This is a genomic window from Burkholderia theae, assembly GCF_048565265.1.
Taxonomy (GTDB): Bacteria; Pseudomonadota; Gammaproteobacteria; order Burkholderiales; family Burkholderiaceae; genus Burkholderia; species Burkholderia theae.
In genome coordinates, this window is the sequence record NZ_CP183462.1 from 47,522 (window position 1) to 66,587 (window position 19,066).

Annotated in this window: 19 protein-coding genes; 16 read left to right on the forward strand and 3 right to left on the reverse strand. The window is 67.0% G+C overall.

All coding sequences use genetic code 11. From position 1 onward, the window contains the following. Nucleotides 1-102 precede the first annotated feature (102 nt). The 7 genes from ACN22W_RS17765 to ACN22W_RS17795 all read left to right on the forward strand — a co-directional run bounded on the left by ACN22W_RS17765 (nt 103) and on the right by ACN22W_RS17795 (nt 7,023). The gene (locus ACN22W_RS17765; RefSeq protein WP_419688758.1) at nt 103-1,032 is read left to right on the forward strand and encodes a LysR substrate-binding domain-containing protein; all 930 of its coding nucleotides are present in this window, start codon (nt 103-105) and stop codon (nt 1,030-1,032) included. A gap of 289 nt (nt 1,033-1,321) precedes the next feature. Then, a complete protein-coding gene (locus ACN22W_RS17770) occupies nt 1,322-2,275 on the forward strand; it encodes a choline ABC transporter substrate-binding protein (protein ID WP_129515606.1) in 954 nt (317 codons plus the stop codon). A gap of 79 nt (nt 2,276-2,354) precedes the next feature. Continuing rightward, a complete protein-coding gene (locus ACN22W_RS17775) occupies nt 2,355-3,284 on the forward strand; it encodes a 3-keto-5-aminohexanoate cleavage protein (RefSeq protein WP_129515605.1) in 930 nt (309 codons plus the stop codon). A gap of 84 nt (nt 3,285-3,368) precedes the next feature. Continuing rightward, nucleotides 3,369-4,334, forward strand: a complete 966-nt coding sequence (locus ACN22W_RS17780; protein ID WP_419688761.1) for an L-carnitine dehydrogenase — start codon at nt 3,369-3,371, stop codon at nt 4,332-4,334. Nucleotides 4,335-4,344: 10 nt separating this feature from the next. Continuing rightward, entirely contained in the window at nt 4,345-4,833 is a 489-nt protein-coding gene (locus ACN22W_RS17785; RefSeq protein WP_048243371.1) for a thioesterase family protein, read from the forward strand. A gap of 29 nt (nt 4,834-4,862) precedes the next feature. Beyond that, entirely contained in the window at nt 4,863-5,804 is a 942-nt protein-coding gene (locus tag ACN22W_RS17790; RefSeq protein WP_419688763.1) for an alpha/beta hydrolase, read from the forward strand. 22 nt (nt 5,805-5,826) lie between these two features. Further along, nucleotides 5,827-7,023: a TauD/TfdA family dioxygenase gene (locus tag ACN22W_RS17795; RefSeq protein ID WP_419688764.1), complete on the forward strand. Its 1,197-nt coding sequence runs from the start codon at nt 5,827-5,829 to the stop codon at nt 7,021-7,023. A gap of 196 nt (nt 7,024-7,219) precedes the next feature. On the opposite strand, the gene ACN22W_RS17800 is transcribed toward ACN22W_RS17795, so the two are convergent. The 3 genes from ACN22W_RS17800 to ACN22W_RS17810 all read right to left on the reverse strand — a co-directional run bounded on the left by ACN22W_RS17800 (nt 7,220) and on the right by ACN22W_RS17810 (nt 9,179). Beyond that, nucleotides 7,220-7,519: a DUF4148 domain-containing protein gene (locus tag ACN22W_RS17800; RefSeq protein WP_048243377.1), complete on the reverse strand. Its 300-nt coding sequence runs from the start codon at nt 7,517-7,519 to the stop codon at nt 7,220-7,222. A 214-nt stretch (nt 7,520-7,733) separates the two neighbouring features. Then, nucleotides 7,734-8,720: an oxidoreductase gene (locus ACN22W_RS17805; protein ID WP_419688766.1), complete on the reverse strand. Its 987-nt coding sequence runs from the start codon at nt 8,718-8,720 to the stop codon at nt 7,734-7,736. Between the two features lie 168 nt (nt 8,721-8,888). Further along, nucleotides 8,889-9,179, reverse strand: a complete 291-nt coding sequence (locus ACN22W_RS17810) for a DUF3331 domain-containing protein (RefSeq protein WP_048243381.1) — start codon at nt 9,177-9,179, stop codon at nt 8,889-8,891. A 664-nt stretch (nt 9,180-9,843) separates the two neighbouring features. Between ACN22W_RS17810 and ACN22W_RS17815 the strand changes: the two genes are divergently transcribed. From ACN22W_RS17815 to ACN22W_RS17855, 9 genes are all read left to right on the forward strand, one after another. Continuing rightward, nucleotides 9,844-10,608, forward strand: a complete 765-nt coding sequence (locus ACN22W_RS17815) for an SDR family oxidoreductase (protein ID WP_419688768.1) — start codon at nt 9,844-9,846, stop codon at nt 10,606-10,608. Between the two features lie 54 nt (nt 10,609-10,662). Next, entirely contained in the window at nt 10,663-11,505 is an 843-nt protein-coding gene (locus tag ACN22W_RS17820; RefSeq protein ID WP_048243385.1) for an ureidoglycolate lyase, read from the forward strand. 24 nt (nt 11,506-11,529) lie between these two features. Further along, on the forward strand, nt 11,530-12,807 hold the full coding sequence (locus ACN22W_RS17825; protein ID WP_419688770.1) for an L-fuconate dehydratase: 1,278 nt from the start codon (nt 11,530-11,532) through the stop codon (nt 12,805-12,807). A gap of 67 nt (nt 12,808-12,874) precedes the next feature. Next, nucleotides 12,875-13,651, forward strand: a complete 777-nt coding sequence (locus ACN22W_RS17830) for an SDR family oxidoreductase (RefSeq protein WP_412023896.1) — start codon at nt 12,875-12,877, stop codon at nt 13,649-13,651. A gap of 21 nt (nt 13,652-13,672) precedes the next feature. Continuing rightward, nucleotides 13,673-15,211 (forward strand): sugar ABC transporter ATP-binding protein, encoded by a 1,539-nt coding sequence (locus ACN22W_RS17835; RefSeq protein WP_419688772.1) that lies wholly within the window; start codon nt 13,673-13,675, stop codon nt 15,209-15,211. Between the two features lie 19 nt (nt 15,212-15,230). Beyond that, nucleotides 15,231-16,268 carry an ABC transporter permease gene (locus tag ACN22W_RS17840; RefSeq protein ID WP_129515594.1) on the forward strand — a complete coding sequence of 346 codons (1,038 nt, stop codon included), beginning with the start codon at nt 15,231-15,233 and terminating at the stop codon, nt 16,266-16,268. Between the two features lie 80 nt (nt 16,269-16,348). Next, a complete protein-coding gene (locus tag ACN22W_RS17845; protein ID WP_419688774.1) occupies nt 16,349-17,290 on the forward strand; it encodes an ABC transporter substrate-binding protein in 942 nt (313 codons plus the stop codon). A 55-nt stretch (nt 17,291-17,345) separates the two neighbouring features. After that, nucleotides 17,346-18,236 carry an amidohydrolase family protein gene (locus tag ACN22W_RS17850; protein ID WP_419688775.1) on the forward strand — a complete coding sequence of 297 codons (891 nt, stop codon included), beginning with the start codon at nt 17,346-17,348 and terminating at the stop codon, nt 18,234-18,236. A 68-nt stretch (nt 18,237-18,304) separates the two neighbouring features. Further along, the gene (locus ACN22W_RS17855; RefSeq protein WP_047902565.1) at nt 18,305-19,066 is read left to right on the forward strand and encodes a FadR/GntR family transcriptional regulator; all 762 of its coding nucleotides are present in this window, start codon (nt 18,305-18,307) and stop codon (nt 19,064-19,066) included.

Sequence of the window (19,066 nt, forward strand, 5' to 3'; positions counted from 1 at the left end):
TCGCTCCCCAAGGCTGGTTGAGCGAATGTTGCCGCCTTTATTGCTCGATGATTAGCGGGTAATCGTTTGAATTATTTTCAATCAATGCTTTAAGATTGACGCATGGAAACACTCGCCAACCTGGAATCGTTCGTGCGCAGCGCTGAAACGGGCAGCTTCTCCGCGGCCGCGCGGCGTCTTGCGCTGACGCCCGCCGCGGTCAGCCGCAACGTTGCGCTGCTGGAACGCAATCTCGGCGTGCGACTGTTCCAGCGCTCGACGCGCAAGCTCACGCTGACCGAGGCGGGCGCGCGCTTTCTCGTGGAAATTGGCGGCAATCTGGACGCGCTCCAGGCCGCGATCGCGTCCGTGTCGACCGATCGCAGCGAGCCGGCCGGCGTGCTGAAAGTCAGCATGGCGCCGACGTTCGGCATGACCTACGTCATGCCGCTGCTGCCGGCGTTCCTCGCGCGCTATCCGATGGTTCGCCCGGACTGGTACTTCGAGAACCGACCGGTCGACCTGATTGCGGAGGGATACGATGCAGCGCTGGGTGGCGGATTCGATCTCGCACCGGGCGTCGTGTCTCGTCCATTGGCGCCTGCGCATCTCGTGGCGGTTGCGTCGCCGGCCTACATGGCCGGCCGCACGCCGCCGACCGATCCGGGCGACCTTGCGGAACTCGGCGGCATCGTGATGCGCTCGAGCCGCACCGGCCGCGTGCGGCAGCGGACGATGCGCGACGCAGCAGGCGGCGAAATGCCTGCGCTGCTCGGCGAGAACATCGTCGTCAACGACCCGGCGGCCATGCGTGAAGCAGCCATTCTCGGGCTGGGCGTTGCGCTGCTGTCCGTGTCGGACGTGCTGTCGTCGATCGAACGGGGGGAACTCGTGCGATTGCTTCCGCACTGGTACGTGGACGCCGGGGCGATCTCGATCTATTACGCGACGCGAGCGCTTCTGCCGGCGAAAACGCGCGTGTTCGTCGACTTCGTTGTCGAAGCGTTCGAGCGGGAGCGGTTGGCCGAAAGGTTTGCAGGCGGCGCCGCATGAGTCGAATGTCTGCGCGTCGATTGAAGCGCACCCCCGACACCCGCGTCCCGACCGTCTGAAAGATCAACGACGCACCCGGACAATCGCGTTTTCGCCAAAATTCGTCCCAAACCCCCACCCGCCAAGCCTCTCCCAAACCCTAGTGGTTTCCACGCATAGTCGCAAATAGTCAAGAACAGGTCGCCACGGGTCTTCTCGCGGCGAATATGGCTCGTTACTTTTACTCCCACGATGCAGGCCGGCGCACACCCCGTGCAACGGCCGCGCACCAGTCCAACCGGGAGGAACCATGAAGTCGACGAAGATCGCCGCGCTTGTCGCGGCCGTGCTGGCGACAGGCGCGTTCACGAATGCGGCGCTTGCCGAAACGGAAGCCGCGACCTGCCGCACCGTGCGTTTCGCGGATATCGGCTGGACCGACATCACGTCGACCACGGCGCTCGCGTCGACCGTGTTCGAGGCGCTCGGCTACAAGCCGACGACGACGATCGCGTCGGTGCCGATCTCGTTCGCCGGCTTGAAGAGCAAGCAGCTCGACGTGTCGCTCGGTTACTGGTGGCCCGTGCAGCAGAAACAGCTCCAGCCGTTCCTCGACAGCAAGTCGATCAACGTCGTCGACACGCCGAACCTGTCGGGCGCGAAGGCGACGCTCGCGGTGCCGAGCTATGAATACCAGGCCGGCCTGAAGACCTTCGACGACATCGCGAAACACCGCGCGGAACTCGACGGCAAGATCTACGGGATCGAGCCGGGCAGCAGCGCGAACGCGACGATCCAGAAGATGATCGACACGAACCAGTACGGGCTCGGCGGCTTCAAGCTCGTCGAATCGAGCGAGGCCGGGATGCTGGTGACGGTCGAGCGCGCGGTCCGCGAGAAGAAGTGGGTCGTGTTCCTGGGCTGGGAGCCGCACCCGATGAACATCCAGCTCAGCATGAACTACCTGTCCGGCGGCGACGCGTCGTTCGGGCCGAACTACGGCGAAGCGCGCGTGTACACGTTGACCGCGCCCGACTTCATTGCGCGCTGCCCGAATGCCGGCAAGCTCGTCACGAACCTGCGCTTCTCGACGCAGCTCGAGAACCAGCTGATGCAGTCGGTGATGAACAAGACGAAGCCGGCCGACGCCGCGAAGGCCTACCTGAAGAAGAACCCGCAGGTGCTCGATCCGTGGCTCGCGGGCGTGAAGACGTTCGACGGCAAGGATGGCCTGCCGGCCGTGAAGGCGTATCTCGGCCTGTAATGGCTTGCGCGCTGCACGACGCGCGCACGGACAAAACATAAGCAATGCGAAACAACCAGAATCAAGCGAGGCAAACAGCATGAATCACGAAGTCATCATTACCTGCGCCGTCACCGGCGCGGGCGATACGGTCGGCAAGCATCCGGCGATTCCGGTCACGCCGAAGGAGATCGCGGCCGCCGCGATCGAGGCCGCGAAGGCCGGCGCGACCGTCGCGCATTGCCACGTGCGCGATCCGCAGACGGGACGCGGCAGCCGTGACCCGAACCTGTACCGCGAAGTGGTCGACCGCATCCGCTCCGCCGACGTCGACGTGATCATCAACCTGACGGCCGGCATGGGCGGCGATCTCGAGATCGGCCCGGGCGAAGACCCGATGCGCTTCGGCAAGGGCACCGATCTCGTCGGCGGCCTCACGCGCCTCGCGCACGTCGAGGAACTGCTGCCGGAGATCTGCACGCTCGACTGCGGCACGCTGAATTTCGGCGACGGCGACTACATCTACGTGTCGACGCCCGCGCAATTGCGCGCCGGCGCGAAGCGCATCCAGGAACTCGGCGTGAAGCCGGAACTGGAGATCTTCGATACCGGCCATCTGTGGTTCGCGAAGCAGTTGCTGAAGGAAGGGCTGCTCGACGATCCGCCGCTGTTCCAGCTCTGCCTCGGCATTCCGTGGGGCGCACCGGCCGATACGGGCACGATGAAGGCGATGGTCGACAACCTGCCGCCGGGCGCGCACTGGGCCGGCTTCGGGATCGGCCGCATGCAGATGCCGATGGTCGCGCAGGCGATGCTGCTCGGCGGCCACGTGCGCGTCGGCCTCGAAGACAACATCTGGCTCGATCGCGGCGTGCATGCGACCAACGGCACGCTCGTCGAGCGCGCCCGCGAGATCATCGAACGGCTCGGCGCCCGCGTGCTGACGCCGGCCGAAGGCCGCCGCAAGCTCGGCCTGCCGGCGCGTGGCGAGCGGGCGCTCGAACGCCGCGCGATCGCCGAGTTCGCGTGAGTTTTTTCGCTGACCGATACGACCGGGCGGCGCGCACGGGCGCGGCCGCCCACCGATTTCCCCTGATTTGAAGGATGCGTTGACATGGCTGTGAAGACCGACATCAAGACGTTCGCCGCCATCGGCACCGGCGTGATCGGCAGCGGGTGGATCTCCCGCGCGCTCGCGCACGGTCTCGACGTGGTCGTGTGGGACCCCGCGCCGGGCGCGGAAGAGCGGTTGCGCGCGAACGTCGCCAATGCGTGGCCCGCGCTCGAACGCGTCGGCCTCGCGCCGGGCGCCGATCCCGCGCGGCTGCGTTTCGTGGCGACGATCGAAGCGTGCGTCGCCGATGCCGATTTCATCCAGGAAAGCGCGCCCGAGCGCGAGGCATTGAAGCTCGAACTGCACGAGCAGATCAGCCGTGCGGCGAAGCCCGACGCGATCATCGCGTCGTCGACGTCGGGGCTGCTGCCGACGGATTTCTATGCACGTGCGACGCATCCGGAGCGCTGCGTCGTCGGCCATCCGTTCAATCCGGTTTACCTGCTGCCGCTCGTCGAGGTGCTCGGCGGCGAGCGCACGTCGCCGGAAGCGGTCGAAGCCGCGATGGAGATCTATCGCAAGCTCGGCATGCGGCCGCTGCACGTGCGCAAGGAAGTGCCGGGTTTCATCGCGGACCGGCTGCTCGAAGCGCTGTGGCGCGAGGCGCTGCATCTGGTCAACGAAGGCGTCGCGACGACCGGCGAGATCGACGATGCGATCCGCTTCGGCGCGGGCATCCGCTGGTCGTTCATGGGCACGTTCCTGACCTACACGCTGGCCGGTGGCGACGCAGGCATGCGACACTTCATGCAGCAGTTCGGCCCCGCGCTCGAACTGCCGTGGACGAAGCTGGTCGCGCCGACGCTGACCGATGCGCTGATCGACAGCGTCGTCGACGGCACGACCGAACAGCAGGGCACGCGCAGCATCAAGGAACTCGAACGCTATCGCGACGAGTGCATCACCGAGGTGCTGAAGTCGATTGCCGCGGTGAAGGCGCGGCACGGGATGCGATTCGAGGAATAAAGGACAGGCGATGACGGGCGATACCCCGCTGACGATTTACCGCGACGTGGTGCGGCCCGAGTGGGTCGACTACAACGGCCACCTGCGCGATGCGTTCTACCTGCTGATCTTCAGCTTCGCGACCGATGCGTTGCTGGATCGCATCGGGCTCGACGATGCCGCGCGTCGCGAGCGGGGCCGCTCGGTCTACACGCTCGAGGCGCACGTGAACTATCTGCACGAGATCAAGGAGGGCACGCCGGTGCGTGTCGATGCGCGTGTGCTCGCGCACGACGCGAAGCGGCTGCACCTGTATCTCGAACTGTTCGCGGATGGGCATGACGACGCGGTATCGGCGAGCGAGCAGATGCTGCTGCATGTCGATACGCGCGACGGCGCGAAATCGGCGCCGTTCGACGACGACGTTGCCGCGCGCGTGGCCGAGCTTCATGCGTTGCAGCGCGATTGCGCGGCGCCTGCGTATGCGGGCCGTGTGATCGGCCTGCCGCCGCGCCGTTAGCGTCGACCTTCAACCACGGAGCGCACCCGATGCTCGAACCGGAAATCGCGGCGTTCGTCGCCGCCGTCGACGCGTGGTATCCGGCCGACGCGGCGGCGCGCTCGCCCGACGAGCAGCGCCGTCTCTACGATCGCTTCGCGGCCGCATGGACACCTGCCGCGTTGCCGGCCGGCATCGTGCAGCAGGATGCCGTATGGCACGCGCCCGACGGGCACGCGATCGCGCTGCGGCGCTACACGGCCGCGCACGGCGCGTCGCGCGGCACGGTGCTGTTTTTTCATGGCGGCGGTTTCGTCGTCGGCTCGCTCGACAGTCATGCGCTGATCACCGCGCAACTGGCGGCCGACACGGGGCTCGACGTGATCGCCGTCGACTACCGGCTTGCACCCGAATACCGCGCGCCGGCCGCGCTCGACGATTGCCTGGCCGTCACGCGTGCCGCGCGCGACGCACGCTGGCCGTTCGGGGCGTGCGTGTATCCGCTGACGCTTGCGGGCGACAGCGCGGGCGGCATGCTCGCGGCGGCCGTCGCCACCGCGCTGCGCGATGCGGGCGAAGGCGGCCTCGACGGCATCGCGCTCGTTTATCCGATGCTTGGCGTCGAACCGCAGTCGCCCGCGCGCGAAACGGAAGCGCACGCGCCGATGCTGACGCTCGATGACGTCCACCGTTATCGCGCGTTGTATTGGGACGGCCAGTTGGACGGCGACCCGCTGTTACGCGCGTCGGTGCCGCTCGCGGCGGCGCGTTTCGACGGCCTGCCGCCCGTGCTCGCGATCGGCGCGGAACACGATCCGCTGCGCGACGATGCGCGTGTGTATGTCGAACGGATTCGCGCGGCCGGCGGCGTCGCGCAGTACTGGATGGGAGAGGGGCTGGTGCACGGCTGCTGGCGCGCGCTCGGGACGAGTCCGCAGGCGGCGCGGCTGCACCGGATGGTCGGCGGGTTTCTGCTCGCACCACACGCGTAGCGGGCGTTTCCAGGAGGCAACGATGCAGGCAGCGCAACACCGTATCGAGGACTGGCGGACGTTTTCCGCCGACGTGGCCATTGCGGAGGCAACGATCGGCGCAGAAGCGGTGGACGTCGAGTGGAGCGACACGCGACGATCGCCGTTCCATTTCGACTGGCTGCGCGACAACTGCGCATGTTCCGCGTGCGTGCATGCGATCACGCGTGAACAGGTGTTCGAGATTGCTGATGCGCGCGAGGATCTGTCGGCACTCACGGTGTACGTCGAAGCCGATGGGGCGCTGCATGTCGAGTGGAACGACGGGCACCGCAGCGCGTGGTCGCCGGGCTGGTTGCGCGCGCATGCATACGATGACGCGTCGCGCGCGGAGCGTTTGGCCGCGCACGGACGGCACGTGTGGGCCGGCGACGATGCGACGGCGATCGGTGTGTTCGCGTGGCGTGACGTGATGGAGGACGACGGCGCATTGCTCGCTTGGCTCGACGCGTTGCAACGCACCGGCTTGACGCTCGTCGAAGGCGTGCCGGCCGAGCGCGGCCGCGTCGACGAGATTGCACGCCGCGTCGGCTTGATTCGTGAGAGCAATTTCGGCGTGTTGTTCGACGTTGAATCGAAGCCGCGCCCGGACAGCAATGCGTATACGTCGCTCAACCTGCCGCCGCACACCGATTTGCCGACGCGCGAGTTGCAGCCGGGTGTGCAGTTCCTGCATTGCCTCGCGAACGATGCGACGGGCGGCGACAGTGTGTTCCTCGACGGTTTCGCACTCGCGGATGCGCTGCGGCGCGAGCATCCGGCCGATTTCGCGCAACTTGCGTCGACGCCGTTCGAGTTCTGGAACAAGAGTGCGAACAGCGACTACCGCTGTTCGGCGCCGGTGATCGGGCTCGATGCGCGCGGCAACGTGACCGAGGTGCGTGTCGCGAACTTCCTGCGCGGGCCGCTCGATGCGCCGGCCGGATCGGTCGCGGCCGTCTATCGCGCGTACCGGCGGTTCCTCGCGCTCGCGCGCGAGCCGCGCTTTCGCGTGCAGCGACGGCTGCGGGCGGGCGACATGTGGGCGTTCGACAACCGGCGCGTGCTGCATGCGCGCACCGAGTTCGATCCGTCGACCGGCCGCCGGCACTTGCAGGGTTGCTATGTCGATCGCGATGAACTGCTGTCGCGGTGGCGGGTGTTGTCGCGTTCGGCGCCTGCGGCAGCCGCGGCGCGCTGACCGGCGCGCCTGACCCCATCCCCCCACGCCTGCCTCGCAAACGAAAAAGCGCCCGGACGCAACGCGCCCGGGCGAAGCCACCCGCTGCCGGGCGGCGGAGGTATGCGTTTCATAAAAAAGGACGAGCCCCGCTAGGGGGCTCGTCCTGATACGTCTTCATCGCGCGATGCGCGGCGCCCGCCGGGGGCGTCTCGGCTTACTGGCCGAAGAAGACCGAGTCGCGTGCGTTCGACGACGTTGCAGCCGGGGCGCCCGAGTGGACGGCCGGAGCCGGTTGCGCGCCGTAGCCGCTGGTGTCGGCGCCATGAACGCGTGCTTCGGCGCTCTGGATGTCGTTCGGGTAATACGGGCTCGACACACCCGGCTTGTAGCCGGCTTGTTCGAGCTGAACCAGTTCGTTCTTCACTTGAGCGCGGGTCACGGTGCTTTGCGCGAATGCGCCAAACGAAGCGGACAGGGCGGCAGCGGCAACGACTGCGGAAATGAGCGATTTCATGATGACCTCCGGTGTTTTATTGAGTTCGCTCTCGACACCATGTCTTAAGCGATTGATCAAATCTTAGTCATCGGACGGTTGAGGGTAAACGCTGATTTTGACGATAAATTGTTTCCTGTTCGGTAACAGTGGCGCGCCGATCCAGTCTTTCAACCGGCTTTCTTTTCGGTTGGCGTAATAAGTATGAGGAATGTTGCGGATGGCGGCGCGCGTTTCAGCGCGCCTGGGCTGCCGTGTCGAACGGCCGGCCCGGCGAGCGCCCGGCCGGCGCACCCGAGCTGAGGAAGCGCACGCCCGTTGCGGCTTCCGACGCCTCCCACAGCAGCGCCCCCGAGGCCACGTCGCGCGCCGAACGCGGCACGCTCGCGGGCGCTGGCAGCCCGCGCGATTCGAACCAGCCGGACGGCCCGATGTACGCGCCGCCCGCGAGATCGGGCGAGGTCGCCGCATGGATCGCGGGCAGCGCGCCCTGGTCGGCCGGCTGCGCGAGATAACGGTTCGCGGCGCGCATCAGCGCCGCGCGGGCAGGCGAGCTGTCCATCGCGGGGCCGGCGAACTGCAGGTTGGTCGCCGCATAGCCGGGATGCGCGGCCACGCTGATCCCGGCGAACGCGGCACGCTCGAAGCGGCGCTGCAGTTCGATCGCGAACACCAGGTTCGCGAGCTTGCTGTCGCAATAGGCGAGATAACGGTTGTAGCGGTGCTCGGCGCGCAGGTCGTCGACGCGAATCCGGCCGCCTCGGTTGAAGCCGCTCGACATCGTCACGACGCGCGCCCGCCGCGCGGCGCGCAGCGCGGGCAGCAGATGGCCGGTCAGCGCGAAATGGCCGAGGTGGTTGGTGCCGAACTGCATCTCGAAGCCGTCGAGCGTATGCCGCAGCGGCAGGAACATCACGCCGGCGTTGTTGCAGAGGATGTCGACGCGGCCGTGGCGTTCGGCCACGTCGGCCGCGAAGCGTTCGATCGACGCGAGATCGGCGAGGTCGAGCGGGTCGACTTCGACGCGTGCATCGGGATGGAGCTGGCGGATCGCATCGGCCGCCTGCGCGGCGCGCGCGGCGTCGCGGCAGCCCATCACGACCGTCGCGCCTTTCGCGGCCAGCGTTTCCGCGAGCTGCCAGCCGAGACCGCTGTTGGCGCCGGTCACGACCGCGACCTTGCCGCCCTGCGCCGGGACGTGGCGCGCGCTCCATGCATGCATGTCTGCCTCCAGCGGCGCGACCGGTCGGTCGCGGCGCGTAATCGTTACATTGAGTGGTGTAACGATAGTGCGCGCGGGCGTGGCAGACAAGCGGGGGAATTAGACCGGCGATTCTAGGGCTGGCGCGCCGTGCGGCGCAGCGGGCCCCCGGCACGCAGCCGGCAGGATTTACCTGCCTCCGGCCAGCGCGAGGACTTCGGCGGCGGAGATCATCGCGGCCGCGTTCGCGGGCGCCGGGCGTTCGGCCGGGCGGAAGACTTCGTCGCCGCGGTGGATGACTTGGCGCGACAGCGCGCAGGTGCCGGTGCGTTGCGCGAAGCGGCGGCGCCAGCGCTGTTCACCGTAGTGACAGCGGCCGGGCTCGACCCAGCGGACGACGAGCAGCGTATCGGAACGTTCGAGAATTTCGACGTGGACGTCGGCGGGATCGAGCGCAGGCAGGGATTGGGAGGCCTTCATTTGCCGTTTCCTAAAGCTCGTGCGGATCGTCCTTGGCAGTGGATGTCACTACCCGATGGCGAATCCGTAGCGGTTTCCATGAGTGGTGCGCTAAATGTAAGCGTCTGTGACCGGAAAAAACATCCTGTCTGGCTCAAATTACCTTTTGCCGATTTAGAAACAATCCATGCTTACTTTCTTGGAATCCACGGACAAAAACGCCCCGGACCGAAAGCCCGGGGCGCGAAATCGGCCCGCGCGCCGTGTCTGCTCGCCCAGTCACGGAAGTACATCGCCGGGGGACGGAGGTGCCCGCAGGGATCGAACGCGGGCGGGGTGGCGATGCACCGGAAGCGCGGTCCGGTAACGCCATGATGGCGCGCGCTACCCGTTGAGACCCTGACGCGCACATGACGTTTTTGTCAGTTTCGCGCGGCAGCCGCGCTGGGCGTGTGCGGAAAATCCGCTGAGAGGCCCGCCGGCATTGGGTTTGCGCGAATCCATGGGCGCACTGGCGGGGCCTGCCGAGCGCCGGACGATTGCCTGCCAGACGGATTGAGCGGCCCGGGTAAATACTGAATCGCGAATTCGTGACAAACGCGCGATCACTCCCTATGATTGGTTGGACCTTTAGTCCTTTGTGCCAATCGGCCGGCTGACGGCCTGTTTTTCGGGAGACGACCTCATGAGATTGCAGGGCAAGCGCGCGCTGGTCACGGCGGCCGGGCAGGGCATTGGCCGCGCGACCGCGCTGCGGTTCGCGAGCGAGGGCGCCGACGTGCTGGCGACCGACATCAACGAGGCCGCGCTCGTGCGGCTCGAGGCCGACGCCGAATGCGTGGGCGGTCGGCTGACCACGCGGCGGCTCGACGTCACCGACGCGCACGACGTCGCGGCGCTCGCCGCGCAGGAACGCGCGTTCGACGTGCTGTTCAACTGCGCGGGTTATGTGCACCACGGCTCGATCCTCGATTGCGACGACGACGCATGGGCGTTCTCGCTGAACCTGAACGTCACGTCGATGTACCGGCTGATCCGCGCGCTGCTGCCGGCGATGCTCGAAGCCGGCGGCGCGTCGATCATCAACATGGCATCGGCCGCGTCGAGCGTGAAGGGCGTGCCGAACCGCTTCGTGTACGGCACGACCAAGGCGGCCGTGATCGGGCTGACCAAGGCGGTGGCCGCCGATTTCGTCGCGCAGAACATCCGCTGCAACGCGATCTGCCCGGGCACGATCGAGTCGCCGTCGCTGGAGCAGCGCATTGCCGACCAGGCGCGCACGCGTCACGTGTCGACCGACGAGGTGCGCCAGGCGTTCGTCGCGCGCCAGCCAATTGGGCGCATCGGCAGCGCGGACGAAGTGGCCGCGCTGGCGCTGTACCTGGCATCCGACGAAGCGTCGTTCACGACCGGCGCGATTCACCTGATCGACGGCGGCTGGTCCAACTGACCATGACGAACTGACCGCGCGTTCCCCTTCACTTTCCGATTCCGTTCAGACGCTATGAAACTGCTGAGATTTGGCGACAAACACCATGAAAAGCCGGGCCTGCTCGATGCGCAGGGCCACCTCCGCGACCTGTCCGGCGTGGTCGACGACATCGCGGGCGAGGTGCTGACACCGGCGTCGCTCGCGCGGCTGCGCGATATTCCGCCGTCGTCGCTGCCGTTGGTCGAAGGCACGCCGCGGCTCGGCCCGTGCGTCGGCCGGGTCGGCAAGTTCATCTGCATCGGGCTCAACTATTCGGACCACGCGGCCGAATCGGGGATGGAGGTGCCGAAGGAGCCCGTCGTGTTCGGCAAGTGGACGAGCGCGATCTCGGGGCCGAACGACGACGTCGAGATTCCGCGCGGTTCGGAAAAGACCGACTGGGAAGTCGAGCTCGGCGTGGTGATCGGCCAGGGCGGCCGCTACATCGCGGAAGCCGACGCGTTGTCGCACGTTGCGGGCTACTGCGTCGTGAACGACGTGTCGGAGCGCGAATACCAGCTCGAACGCGGCGGCACGTGGGACAAGGGCAAGGGCAACGACACGTTCGGGCCGCTCGGCCCGTGGCTCGTGACGGCCGACGAGGTGCCCGATCCGCACGCGCTGCGGCTGTGGCTCGACGTCGACGGCCATCGCTACCAGAACGGCACGACCGCGACGATGGTGTTCCGCGTGCCGCACCTGATCAGCTACCTGAGCCGCTTCATGAGCCTGCAGCCGGGCGACGTGATCTCGACCGGCACGCCGCCGGGCGTCGGCCTCGGGCAGAAGCCGCCCGTGTATCTGCGCGCCGGGCAGGTGATCACGCTCGGCATCGACGGGCTCGGCGAGCAACGCCAGCGCACCGTGCAGGCCTGATTCCCTTTTCCCGGACGGTTCGCCATGCCTATCATTCGATCGATGCGCGTCCTCGACGTGCGCTTCCCGACCTCGCGCCAGCTTGACGGCTCCGATGCGATGAATCCGGACCCCGATTATTCGGCCGCCTACGTCGTGCTCGAAACCGACCGCGACGGGCTCGAAGGTCACGGGCTCACGTTCACCATCGGGCGCGGCAACGAAATCTGCTGCGCGGCGATCGACGCGATGCGTCACCTCGTCGTCGGCCTCGACCTCGACTGGATCCGCGAGGACATGGGCCGCTTCTGGCGGCACGTGACGTCGGACAGCCAGTTGCGCTGGATCGGCCCCGACAAGGGCGCGATCCACCTGGCGACCGGCGCGGTGGTCAACGCGGTGTGGGATCTGTGGGCGAAGGCGGTGGGCAAGCCGCTGTGGCGGCTCGTTGCCGACATGAGCCCGGAGGAACTGGTGCGTGCGATCGATTTCCGCTACCTGACCGACTGCCTGACGCCGGACGAAGCGCTCGACCTGCTGCGCCGGCAGGCGCCCGGCAAGGCCGAACGGATCGCGATTCTCGAACGCGACGGCTACCCGTGCTACACGACGTCGGCGGGCTGGCTCGGTTACAGCGACGAGAAGCTGCGCCGGCTGTGCCGCGAGGCGGTGGACGCCGGTTTCGATTACGTGAAACTGAAGGTCGGTGCGAACCTCGAGGACGACATCCGCCGCGTGACGATCGCGCGCGAGGTGATCGGCCCGGACCGCAAGTTGATGATCGATGCAAACCAGGTGTGGGAAGTCGACGAAGCGATCGACTGGGTGCGCGAGCTGGCATTCGCGCGGCCGTGGTTTATCGAGGAGCCGACGAGCCCCGACGACGTCGAAGGGCATCGCAAGATCCGCAAGGCGATCGCGCCCGTGCAGGTCGCGACCGGCGAGATGTGCCAGAACCGCGTGCTGTTCAAGCAGTTCATCGCGCGCGGCGCGATCGACGTCGTGCAGATCGACGCGTGCCGGCTCGGTGGCGTGAACGAGATTCTCGCGGTGATGCTGATGGCCGCGAAGTACGGGCTGCCGGTGTGCCCGCATGCGGGCGGTGTCGGGCTGTGCGAGTACGTGCAGCACCTGTCGATGATCGACTACGTGTGCATTTCCGGCACGAAGGAAGGGCGCGTGACCGAATACGTCGATCACCTGCACGAGCATTTCGTCGAACCGTGCGTCGTGCGCGACGCGGCCTACATGCCGCCGACGGCGCCCGGTTTCTCGATCGAGATGAAGCCCGAATCGCTGGAGCAATACCGGTTCCGCGGCTGAAGCACGGCGATGCACGCGGCACACCGCACGACGTGCGCGGCGACAACATGAACGACGGAGACGCGAAGTGGATTTGAATCTGCAAGACAAGGTCGTGATCGTGACCGGCGGCGCGTCGGGCATCGGCGCCGCCATCTCGATGCGGCTCGCCGGCGAAGGCGCGATTCCGGTGGTGTTCGCGCGCCACGCGCCCGACGACGCGTTCTGGCGCGAGCTTGCGCAGAAGCAGCCGCGTGCCGCGTGCGTGTCCGTCGAGCTGCAGGACGACGCGCAGTGCCGCGACGCGGTTGCGCAAACCATCGCGCAGTTCGGCCGCATCGACGGCCTCGTCAACAACGCGGGCATCAACGACGGCATCGGGCTCGACGCCGGGCGCGACGCCTTCGTCGCGTCGCTCGAACGCAACCTGATCCACTACTACGTGATGGCGCACTACTGCGTGCCGCACTTGAAGGCGACGCGCGGCGCGATCGTCAACATCTCGTCGAAGACGGCCGTCACCGGGCAGGGCAACACGAGCGGCTATTGCGCAGCGAAGGGCGCGCAACTCGCGTTGACGCGCGAGTGGGCCGTCGCGTTGCGCGACGACGGCGTGCGCGTGAACGCGGTGATCCCGGCCGAGGTGATGACGCCGCTTTACAGGAACTGGCTCGCCGGTTTCGACGATCCCGATGCGAAGCTCGCGGGAATCGCCGACAAGGTGCCGCTCGGCAAGCGCTTCACGACGGCCGAGGAAATCGCCGACACCGCGGTGTTCCTGCTGTCGGAACGCGCGTCGCACACGACGGGCCAGTGGCTGTTCGTCGATGGCGGTTATACGCATCTCGATCGCGCGATCGGCTGAATGCAGCGGAGCCCCGACCCCATGCAACCCGACCCGAACCTGAACGCCGCGCCGCCGCTGATTGCATTGAGCGGCATCGGCAAGCGCTTTCCGGGCGTACAGGCGCTCGACGATTGCCGTTTCGACCTGCGTGCCGGCGAAGTGCATGCACTGATGGGCGAGAACGGCGCCGGCAAGTCGACACTGATGAAGATCCTCGCGGGCGTGTACCAGCGCGACGAAGGTGAGATCCGGATGGACGGCCGCGCGGTGGAGATCGCCGATCCGCGTGCCGCACAGGCGCTCGGAATCGGCATCATCCATCAGGAACTGAACCTGATGAACCACCTGAGCGTCGCGCAGAACATCTTCATCGGCCGCGAGCCGCGCGGCCGCTTCGGCGTGTTCGTCGACGAGGACAAACTGAACCGCGACGCAGCCGCGATCTTCGCACGGATGCGGCTCGATCTCGATCCGCGCACGCCGGTCGGCCGGCTGACGGTCGCGAAGCAGCAGATGGTCGAGATCGCGAAGGCGCTGTCGTTCGACTCGCGCGTGCTGATCATGGACGAGCCGACCGCCGCGCTCAACAACGCGGAGATCGCCGAGCTGTTCCGCATCATCGGCGACCTGCGCGCGCACGGCGTCGGCATCGTCTACATCTCGCACAAGATGGACGAACTGCGCCAGATCGCCGATCGCGTGACCGTGATGCGCGACGGCAAGTACGTCGCGACCGTGCCGATGGCGGACACGTCGATGGATACCATCATCTCCATGATGGTCGGCCGCCAGCTCGATACCGAATACCGCACGCCGCCCGATACGTCCGCGAACGACGTCGCGCTCGAAGTGCGCGGGCTGTCGCGCGGCCGTGCGATCCGCGATGTCGGCTTCACGCTGCGGCGCGGCGAGATCCTCGGCTTCGCGGGGCTGATGGGCGCGGGCCGCACCGAGGTCGCGCGTGCGGTGTTCGGCGCGGACCCGGTCGACGCGGGCGAGATCCGCGTGCACGGCAAGACCGTGACGATCCGCACGCCGGCCGACGCGGTCGCGCACGGGATCGGCTACCTGTCCGAGGATCGCAAGCACTTCGGGCTCGCGGTCGGGATGGATGTGCAGAACAACATCGCGCTGTCGAGCATGCACCGCTTCGTGCGGCGCGGCGTGTTCCTCGACGCGCGCGAGATGCGCGACACCGCGCAGGCCTACGTGCGGCAGCTCGCGATCCGCACGCCGTCGGTCGCGCAGCCCACACGGCTGCTGTCGGGCGGCAACCAGCAGAAGATCGTGATCGCGAAGTGGCTGCTGCGCGACTGCGACATCCTGTTCTTCGACGAGCCGACACGCGGTATCGACGTCGGCGCGAAAAGCGAGATCTACAAGCTGCTCGACGCGCTCGCCGCCGATGGCAAGGCGATCGTGATGATCTCGTCGGAATTGCCTGAGGTGCTGCGCATGAGCCACCGGATTCTCGTGATGTGCGAAGGTCGCGTCACCGGCGAATTGCGCGCGGCCGACGCCACGCAGGAAAAGATCATGCAGCTCGCGACGCAGCGCGAGTCGACCGTATTGTCCTGATTCAGACGCTTACCCGATCATGCCCAACGATACGCATCCCGTCCCGCCCCTGGCTTCCGGCGATTCGCAGGCCGGCACCCCCGGCTTCCGCGCCCGTTTCTTCAACCCGGCCGCACGCCAGAAGCTGCTCGCATTCGCGAGCCTCGTGCTGCTGATCGTGTTTTTCAGCATCGCATCGCCGAACTTCCTCGAAGTCGACAACCTCGTCACGATCCTGCAGGCCACCGCCGTGAACGGCGTGCTGGCCGTCGCCTGTACCTACGTGATCATCACGTCGGGCATCGACCTGTCGGTCGGCACGCTGATGACGTTCTGCGCGGTGATGGCCGGCGTCGTGCTGACGAAATGGGGGATGCCGCTGCCGCTCGGGATCCTGGCCGCGCTGTTGTTCGGTGCGCTGTCGGGCAGCGTGTCGGGCTTCGTGATCGCGAAGATGAAGGTGCCGCCGTTCATCGCGACGCTCGGCATGATGATGCTGCTCAAGGGGCTGTCGCTCGTGATCTCGGGCACGCGGCCGATCTACTTCAACGACACGCCGGGCTTCACGTCGATCGCGCAGGATTCGCTGATCGGCAACCTGATTCCCGCGCTGCCGATTCCGAACGCGGTGCTGATCCTGTTCCTCGTCGCGATCGGCGCGTCGATCGTGCTGAACCGGACGATCTTCGGCCGCTACACGTTCGCGCTCGGCAGCAACGAGGAAGCGCTGCGGCTGTCGGGTGTGAACGTCGATGCGTGGAAGATCGCGGTCTACACGTTCAGCGGCGCGGTGTGCGGGATCGCGGGGCTGTTGATCGCGTCGCGGCTGAATTCCGCGCAGCCCGCGCTCGGGCAGGGCTACGAGCTCGACGCGATCGCGGCCGTCGTGATCGGCGGCACGTCGCTGTCGGGCGGCGCGGGCAGCATCGTCGGCACCATCATCGGCGCGTTCATCATGAGCGTGCTGACCAACGGCCTGCGCATCATGTCGGTCGCGCAGGAATGGCAGACGGTCGTGACGGGCGTGATCATCATCCTGGCCGTCTACGTCGACATCCTGCGCCGGCGCCGCCGCTGAACGACGCGACCGATGCAGGAATGCGCTTCACCGCCGGTTTCGGCCGGCGTTCCATTCGAAACGAAAAAAGGAGACGCGAAGTGATCAGGAGCAAGGTGTTGAACGCGATCGTCGGGCTGACGTTCGCCGTGGGCGTCACGGCCGGCGCGCACGCGCAGGAAACCTATATCCCGCTGATCTCGAAGGGCTTCCAGCATCAGTTCTGGCAGGCCGTGAAATCGGGCGCGCTGCAGGCCGCGAAGGACTACAAGGTGAAGGTGACGTTCGAGGGGCCCGAAACCGAGGCGATGGTCGACAAGCAGATCGACATGCTGTCGGCCGCGATCGCGAAGAAACCGGCCGCGCTCGGCTTCGCGGCGCTCGACAGCAAGGCCGCGCTGCCGCTGCTGAAGAAGGCGCAGGCCGAGAAGATCCCGGTGATCGCGTTCGACTCGGGTGTCGACAGCGACATCCCGGTGACGACCGCCGCGACCAACAACAAGGCCGCCGCATCGCTCGCCGCCGACAAGCTCGCCGCGCTGATCGGCGACGAAGGCGAGGTGGCCGTGGTCGCGCACGACCAGACGAGCCGCACCGGCATCGACCGCCGCGACGGTTTTCTCGAACGGATGAAGTCGGCGCACCCGAAGGTGCAGGTCGTGACCGTGCAGTACGGCGAAGGCGACCAGCTGAAGTCGACCGAGGTGACGAAGTCGATCCTGCAGGCGTATCCGAAGCTCAAGGGGCTGTTCGGCACCAACGAAGGCTCGGCGATCGGCGTGGTCAACGGCGTGCGCGAAATGAAGCGCAAGGTCGTGATCGTCGGCTACGATTCGGGCAAGCAGCAGAAGGATGCGATCCGCAGCGGGCTGATGGCCGGCGCGATCACGCAGAACCCGATCGGGATCGGCTACAAGACGGTCGAGGCGGCCGTGAAGGCGATCAAGGGCGCGAAGCTGCCGAAGGTCATCGATACCGGTTTCTACTGGTATGACAAGACCAATATCGACGATCCGAAGATCGCGGCGGTGCTGTACGACTGAACGTTGCGTCGCGGTGGCGCACGTCGCCGCCGCGACGACCGAACACGAGGACACCATGGGCGCAGTGCGCATCGATTCCCACCAGCACTTCTGGCGTTATCGCGCGGCCGACTATCCGTGGATCGGCCCCGGAATGGACGTGCTCGCGCACGACTACCTGCCTGACGCGTTGTGGCCGCTGATGCATACGCAGGCACTCGGCGCGTCGATCGCGGTGCAGGCGCGCGCGGGGCGCGACGAGACGGCGTTCCTGCTCGATCTCGCCCGCGACGACGCGCGTATCGCGGCGGTGGTCGGCTGGGAGGATCTCGGTGCGCCGCAACTCGCGGACCGTATCGCCGAATGGGCCAGCCCGAAGCTGCGCGGCTTTCGTCACCAGATACAGGACGAAGCCGACGTCGATTCGTTCGTCGCGGATCCCGGTTTCAATCGCGGCGTTGCGTGGCTGCAGGCGCACGGCTATGTGTACGACGTGCTCGTGTTCGAGCGCCAGTTGCCGGACGTGCATGCGTTCTGCGCACGGCACGACGCGCACTGGCTCGTGCTCGATCATGTCGGCAAGCCCCCGCTCGCCGAGTTCGAGCGCGACGAAACGGCGCTCGCGCGCTGGCGCGCCGCGTTGCGCGAGCTGGGTGCGTTGCCGCATGTCGCGTGCAAGCTGTCGGGGCTCGTGACCGAGACCGACTGGCGGCGCGGGTTGCGCGGGCAGGATATCCGGCACATCGAGCAATGCCTCGATGCGGCGCTCGACGCGTTCGGGCCGCAGCGGCTGATGTTCGGGTCGGACTGGCCCGTATGCCTGCTCGCCGCGTCGTATGACGAAGTGGCGTCGATCGTCGAACGCTGGGCCGAATCGCGGCTGTCGGCCGCTGAACGCAACGCGCTGTGGGGCGGCACGGCCGCGCGATGCTATGCGGTGCCGGGCGATGTGAAGCGCGGCATATAAAATAGGCGCGAACGGTCTGTGCGATTCGTCAGACCGTACGCAACGAAACCGATCACCAGCATCAACGTATGTCCATCCAGCCGATTCAGAACCGCCGCCTTTACCAGCAGATCGCCGACAAGCTCAGTGCGATGATCGAGTCCGGCGATTTTCCGCCGGGAAGTTATCTGCCGCCCGAGCGCGAACTGGCCGAACAGTTCGGCGTGTCGCGCACGTCGGTGCGCGAAGCGCTGATCGCGCTCGAAGTGAGCGGGCTCGTCAGCGTGCGCGTCGGCGACGGCGTGAAGGTGCGCCATCCCGAAACGGCCGCCGCACCCGAGCCCGAACCCGACGCGAAAGCCGCGCCGTTCACGATCGTCGAGATCGATCCCGAACTCGGCATCGCGCTCGACCTCGATACCGAAATCCCGCCGTTCGCGCTGTTGCAGGCGCGCCGGCTGATCGAGCCGGAAGCCGCGTCGCTCGCCGCGAAGCACGGCTCGGACGAGCAGATCGAAGGCATCCACGAAGCGTTCCTGCGCAACCAGGAAGACAACCGCAGCGGCTCGCTCACGCACCCGGGCGACCGGCTGTTCCATATCCGCATCGCGGAAGCGAGCGACAACCCCGCGTATGCGCTGATGATCAAGCAGCTGCTCGCGCACAAGTACGACCTGATGTTCCAGCGGCTGCAGTCGCTCTACATGCCGAACGACATGCCGCACCGGTCGGAACTGGAGCACCGCGCGATCCTCGACGCGATCCGCGCGCGCGATCCGGAAGCCGCGCGCCGCGCGATGGCCGAGCATCTCGACGAAGTGATCCGCATCTTCGGCCGCGCGCTCGACTGA

Excerpts from the sequence above, each read along its gene's own strand:
- ACN22W_RS17850 (WP_419688775.1), top strand. The coding sequence starts at position 17,346 with ATGGGCGCAGTGCGCATCGATTCCCACCAGCACTTCTGGCGTTATCGC.
- ACN22W_RS17795 (WP_419688764.1), top strand. The coding sequence starts at position 5,827 with ATGCAGGCAGCGCAACACCGTATCGAGGACTGGCGGACGTTTTCCGCC.
- ACN22W_RS17805 (WP_419688766.1), bottom strand. The coding sequence starts at position 8,720 with ATGCATGCATGGAGCGCGCGCCACGTCCCGGCGCAGGGCGGCAAGGTC.
- ACN22W_RS17770 (WP_129515606.1), top strand. The coding sequence starts at position 1,322 with ATGAAGTCGACGAAGATCGCCGCGCTTGTCGCGGCCGTGCTGGCGACA.
- ACN22W_RS17765 (WP_419688758.1), top strand. The coding sequence starts at position 103 with ATGGAAACACTCGCCAACCTGGAATCGTTCGTGCGCAGCGCTGAAACG.
- ACN22W_RS17790 (WP_419688763.1), top strand. The coding sequence starts at position 4,863 with ATGCTCGAACCGGAAATCGCGGCGTTCGTCGCCGCCGTCGACGCGTGG.
- ACN22W_RS17810 (WP_048243381.1), bottom strand. The coding sequence starts at position 9,179 with ATGAAGGCCTCCCAATCCCTGCCTGCGCTCGATCCCGCCGACGTCCAC.
- ACN22W_RS17800 (WP_048243377.1), bottom strand. The coding sequence starts at position 7,519 with ATGAAATCGCTCATTTCCGCAGTCGTTGCCGCTGCCGCCCTGTCCGCT.
- ACN22W_RS17855 (WP_047902565.1), top strand. The coding sequence starts at position 18,305 with ATGTCCATCCAGCCGATTCAGAACCGCCGCCTTTACCAGCAGATCGCC.
- ACN22W_RS17815 (WP_419688768.1), top strand. The coding sequence starts at position 9,844 with ATGAGATTGCAGGGCAAGCGCGCGCTGGTCACGGCGGCCGGGCAGGGC.
- ACN22W_RS17835 (WP_419688772.1), top strand. The coding sequence starts at position 13,673 with ATGCAACCCGACCCGAACCTGAACGCCGCGCCGCCGCTGATTGCATTG.
- ACN22W_RS17840 (WP_129515594.1), top strand. The coding sequence starts at position 15,231 with ATGCCCAACGATACGCATCCCGTCCCGCCCCTGGCTTCCGGCGATTCG.
- ACN22W_RS17775 (WP_129515605.1), top strand. The coding sequence starts at position 2,355 with ATGAATCACGAAGTCATCATTACCTGCGCCGTCACCGGCGCGGGCGAT.
- ACN22W_RS17785 (WP_048243371.1), top strand. The coding sequence starts at position 4,345 with ATGACGGGCGATACCCCGCTGACGATTTACCGCGACGTGGTGCGGCCC.
- ACN22W_RS17825 (WP_419688770.1), top strand. The coding sequence starts at position 11,530 with ATGCCTATCATTCGATCGATGCGCGTCCTCGACGTGCGCTTCCCGACC.
- ACN22W_RS17780 (WP_419688761.1), top strand. The coding sequence starts at position 3,369 with ATGGCTGTGAAGACCGACATCAAGACGTTCGCCGCCATCGGCACCGGC.
- ACN22W_RS17820 (WP_048243385.1), top strand. The coding sequence starts at position 10,663 with ATGAAACTGCTGAGATTTGGCGACAAACACCATGAAAAGCCGGGCCTG.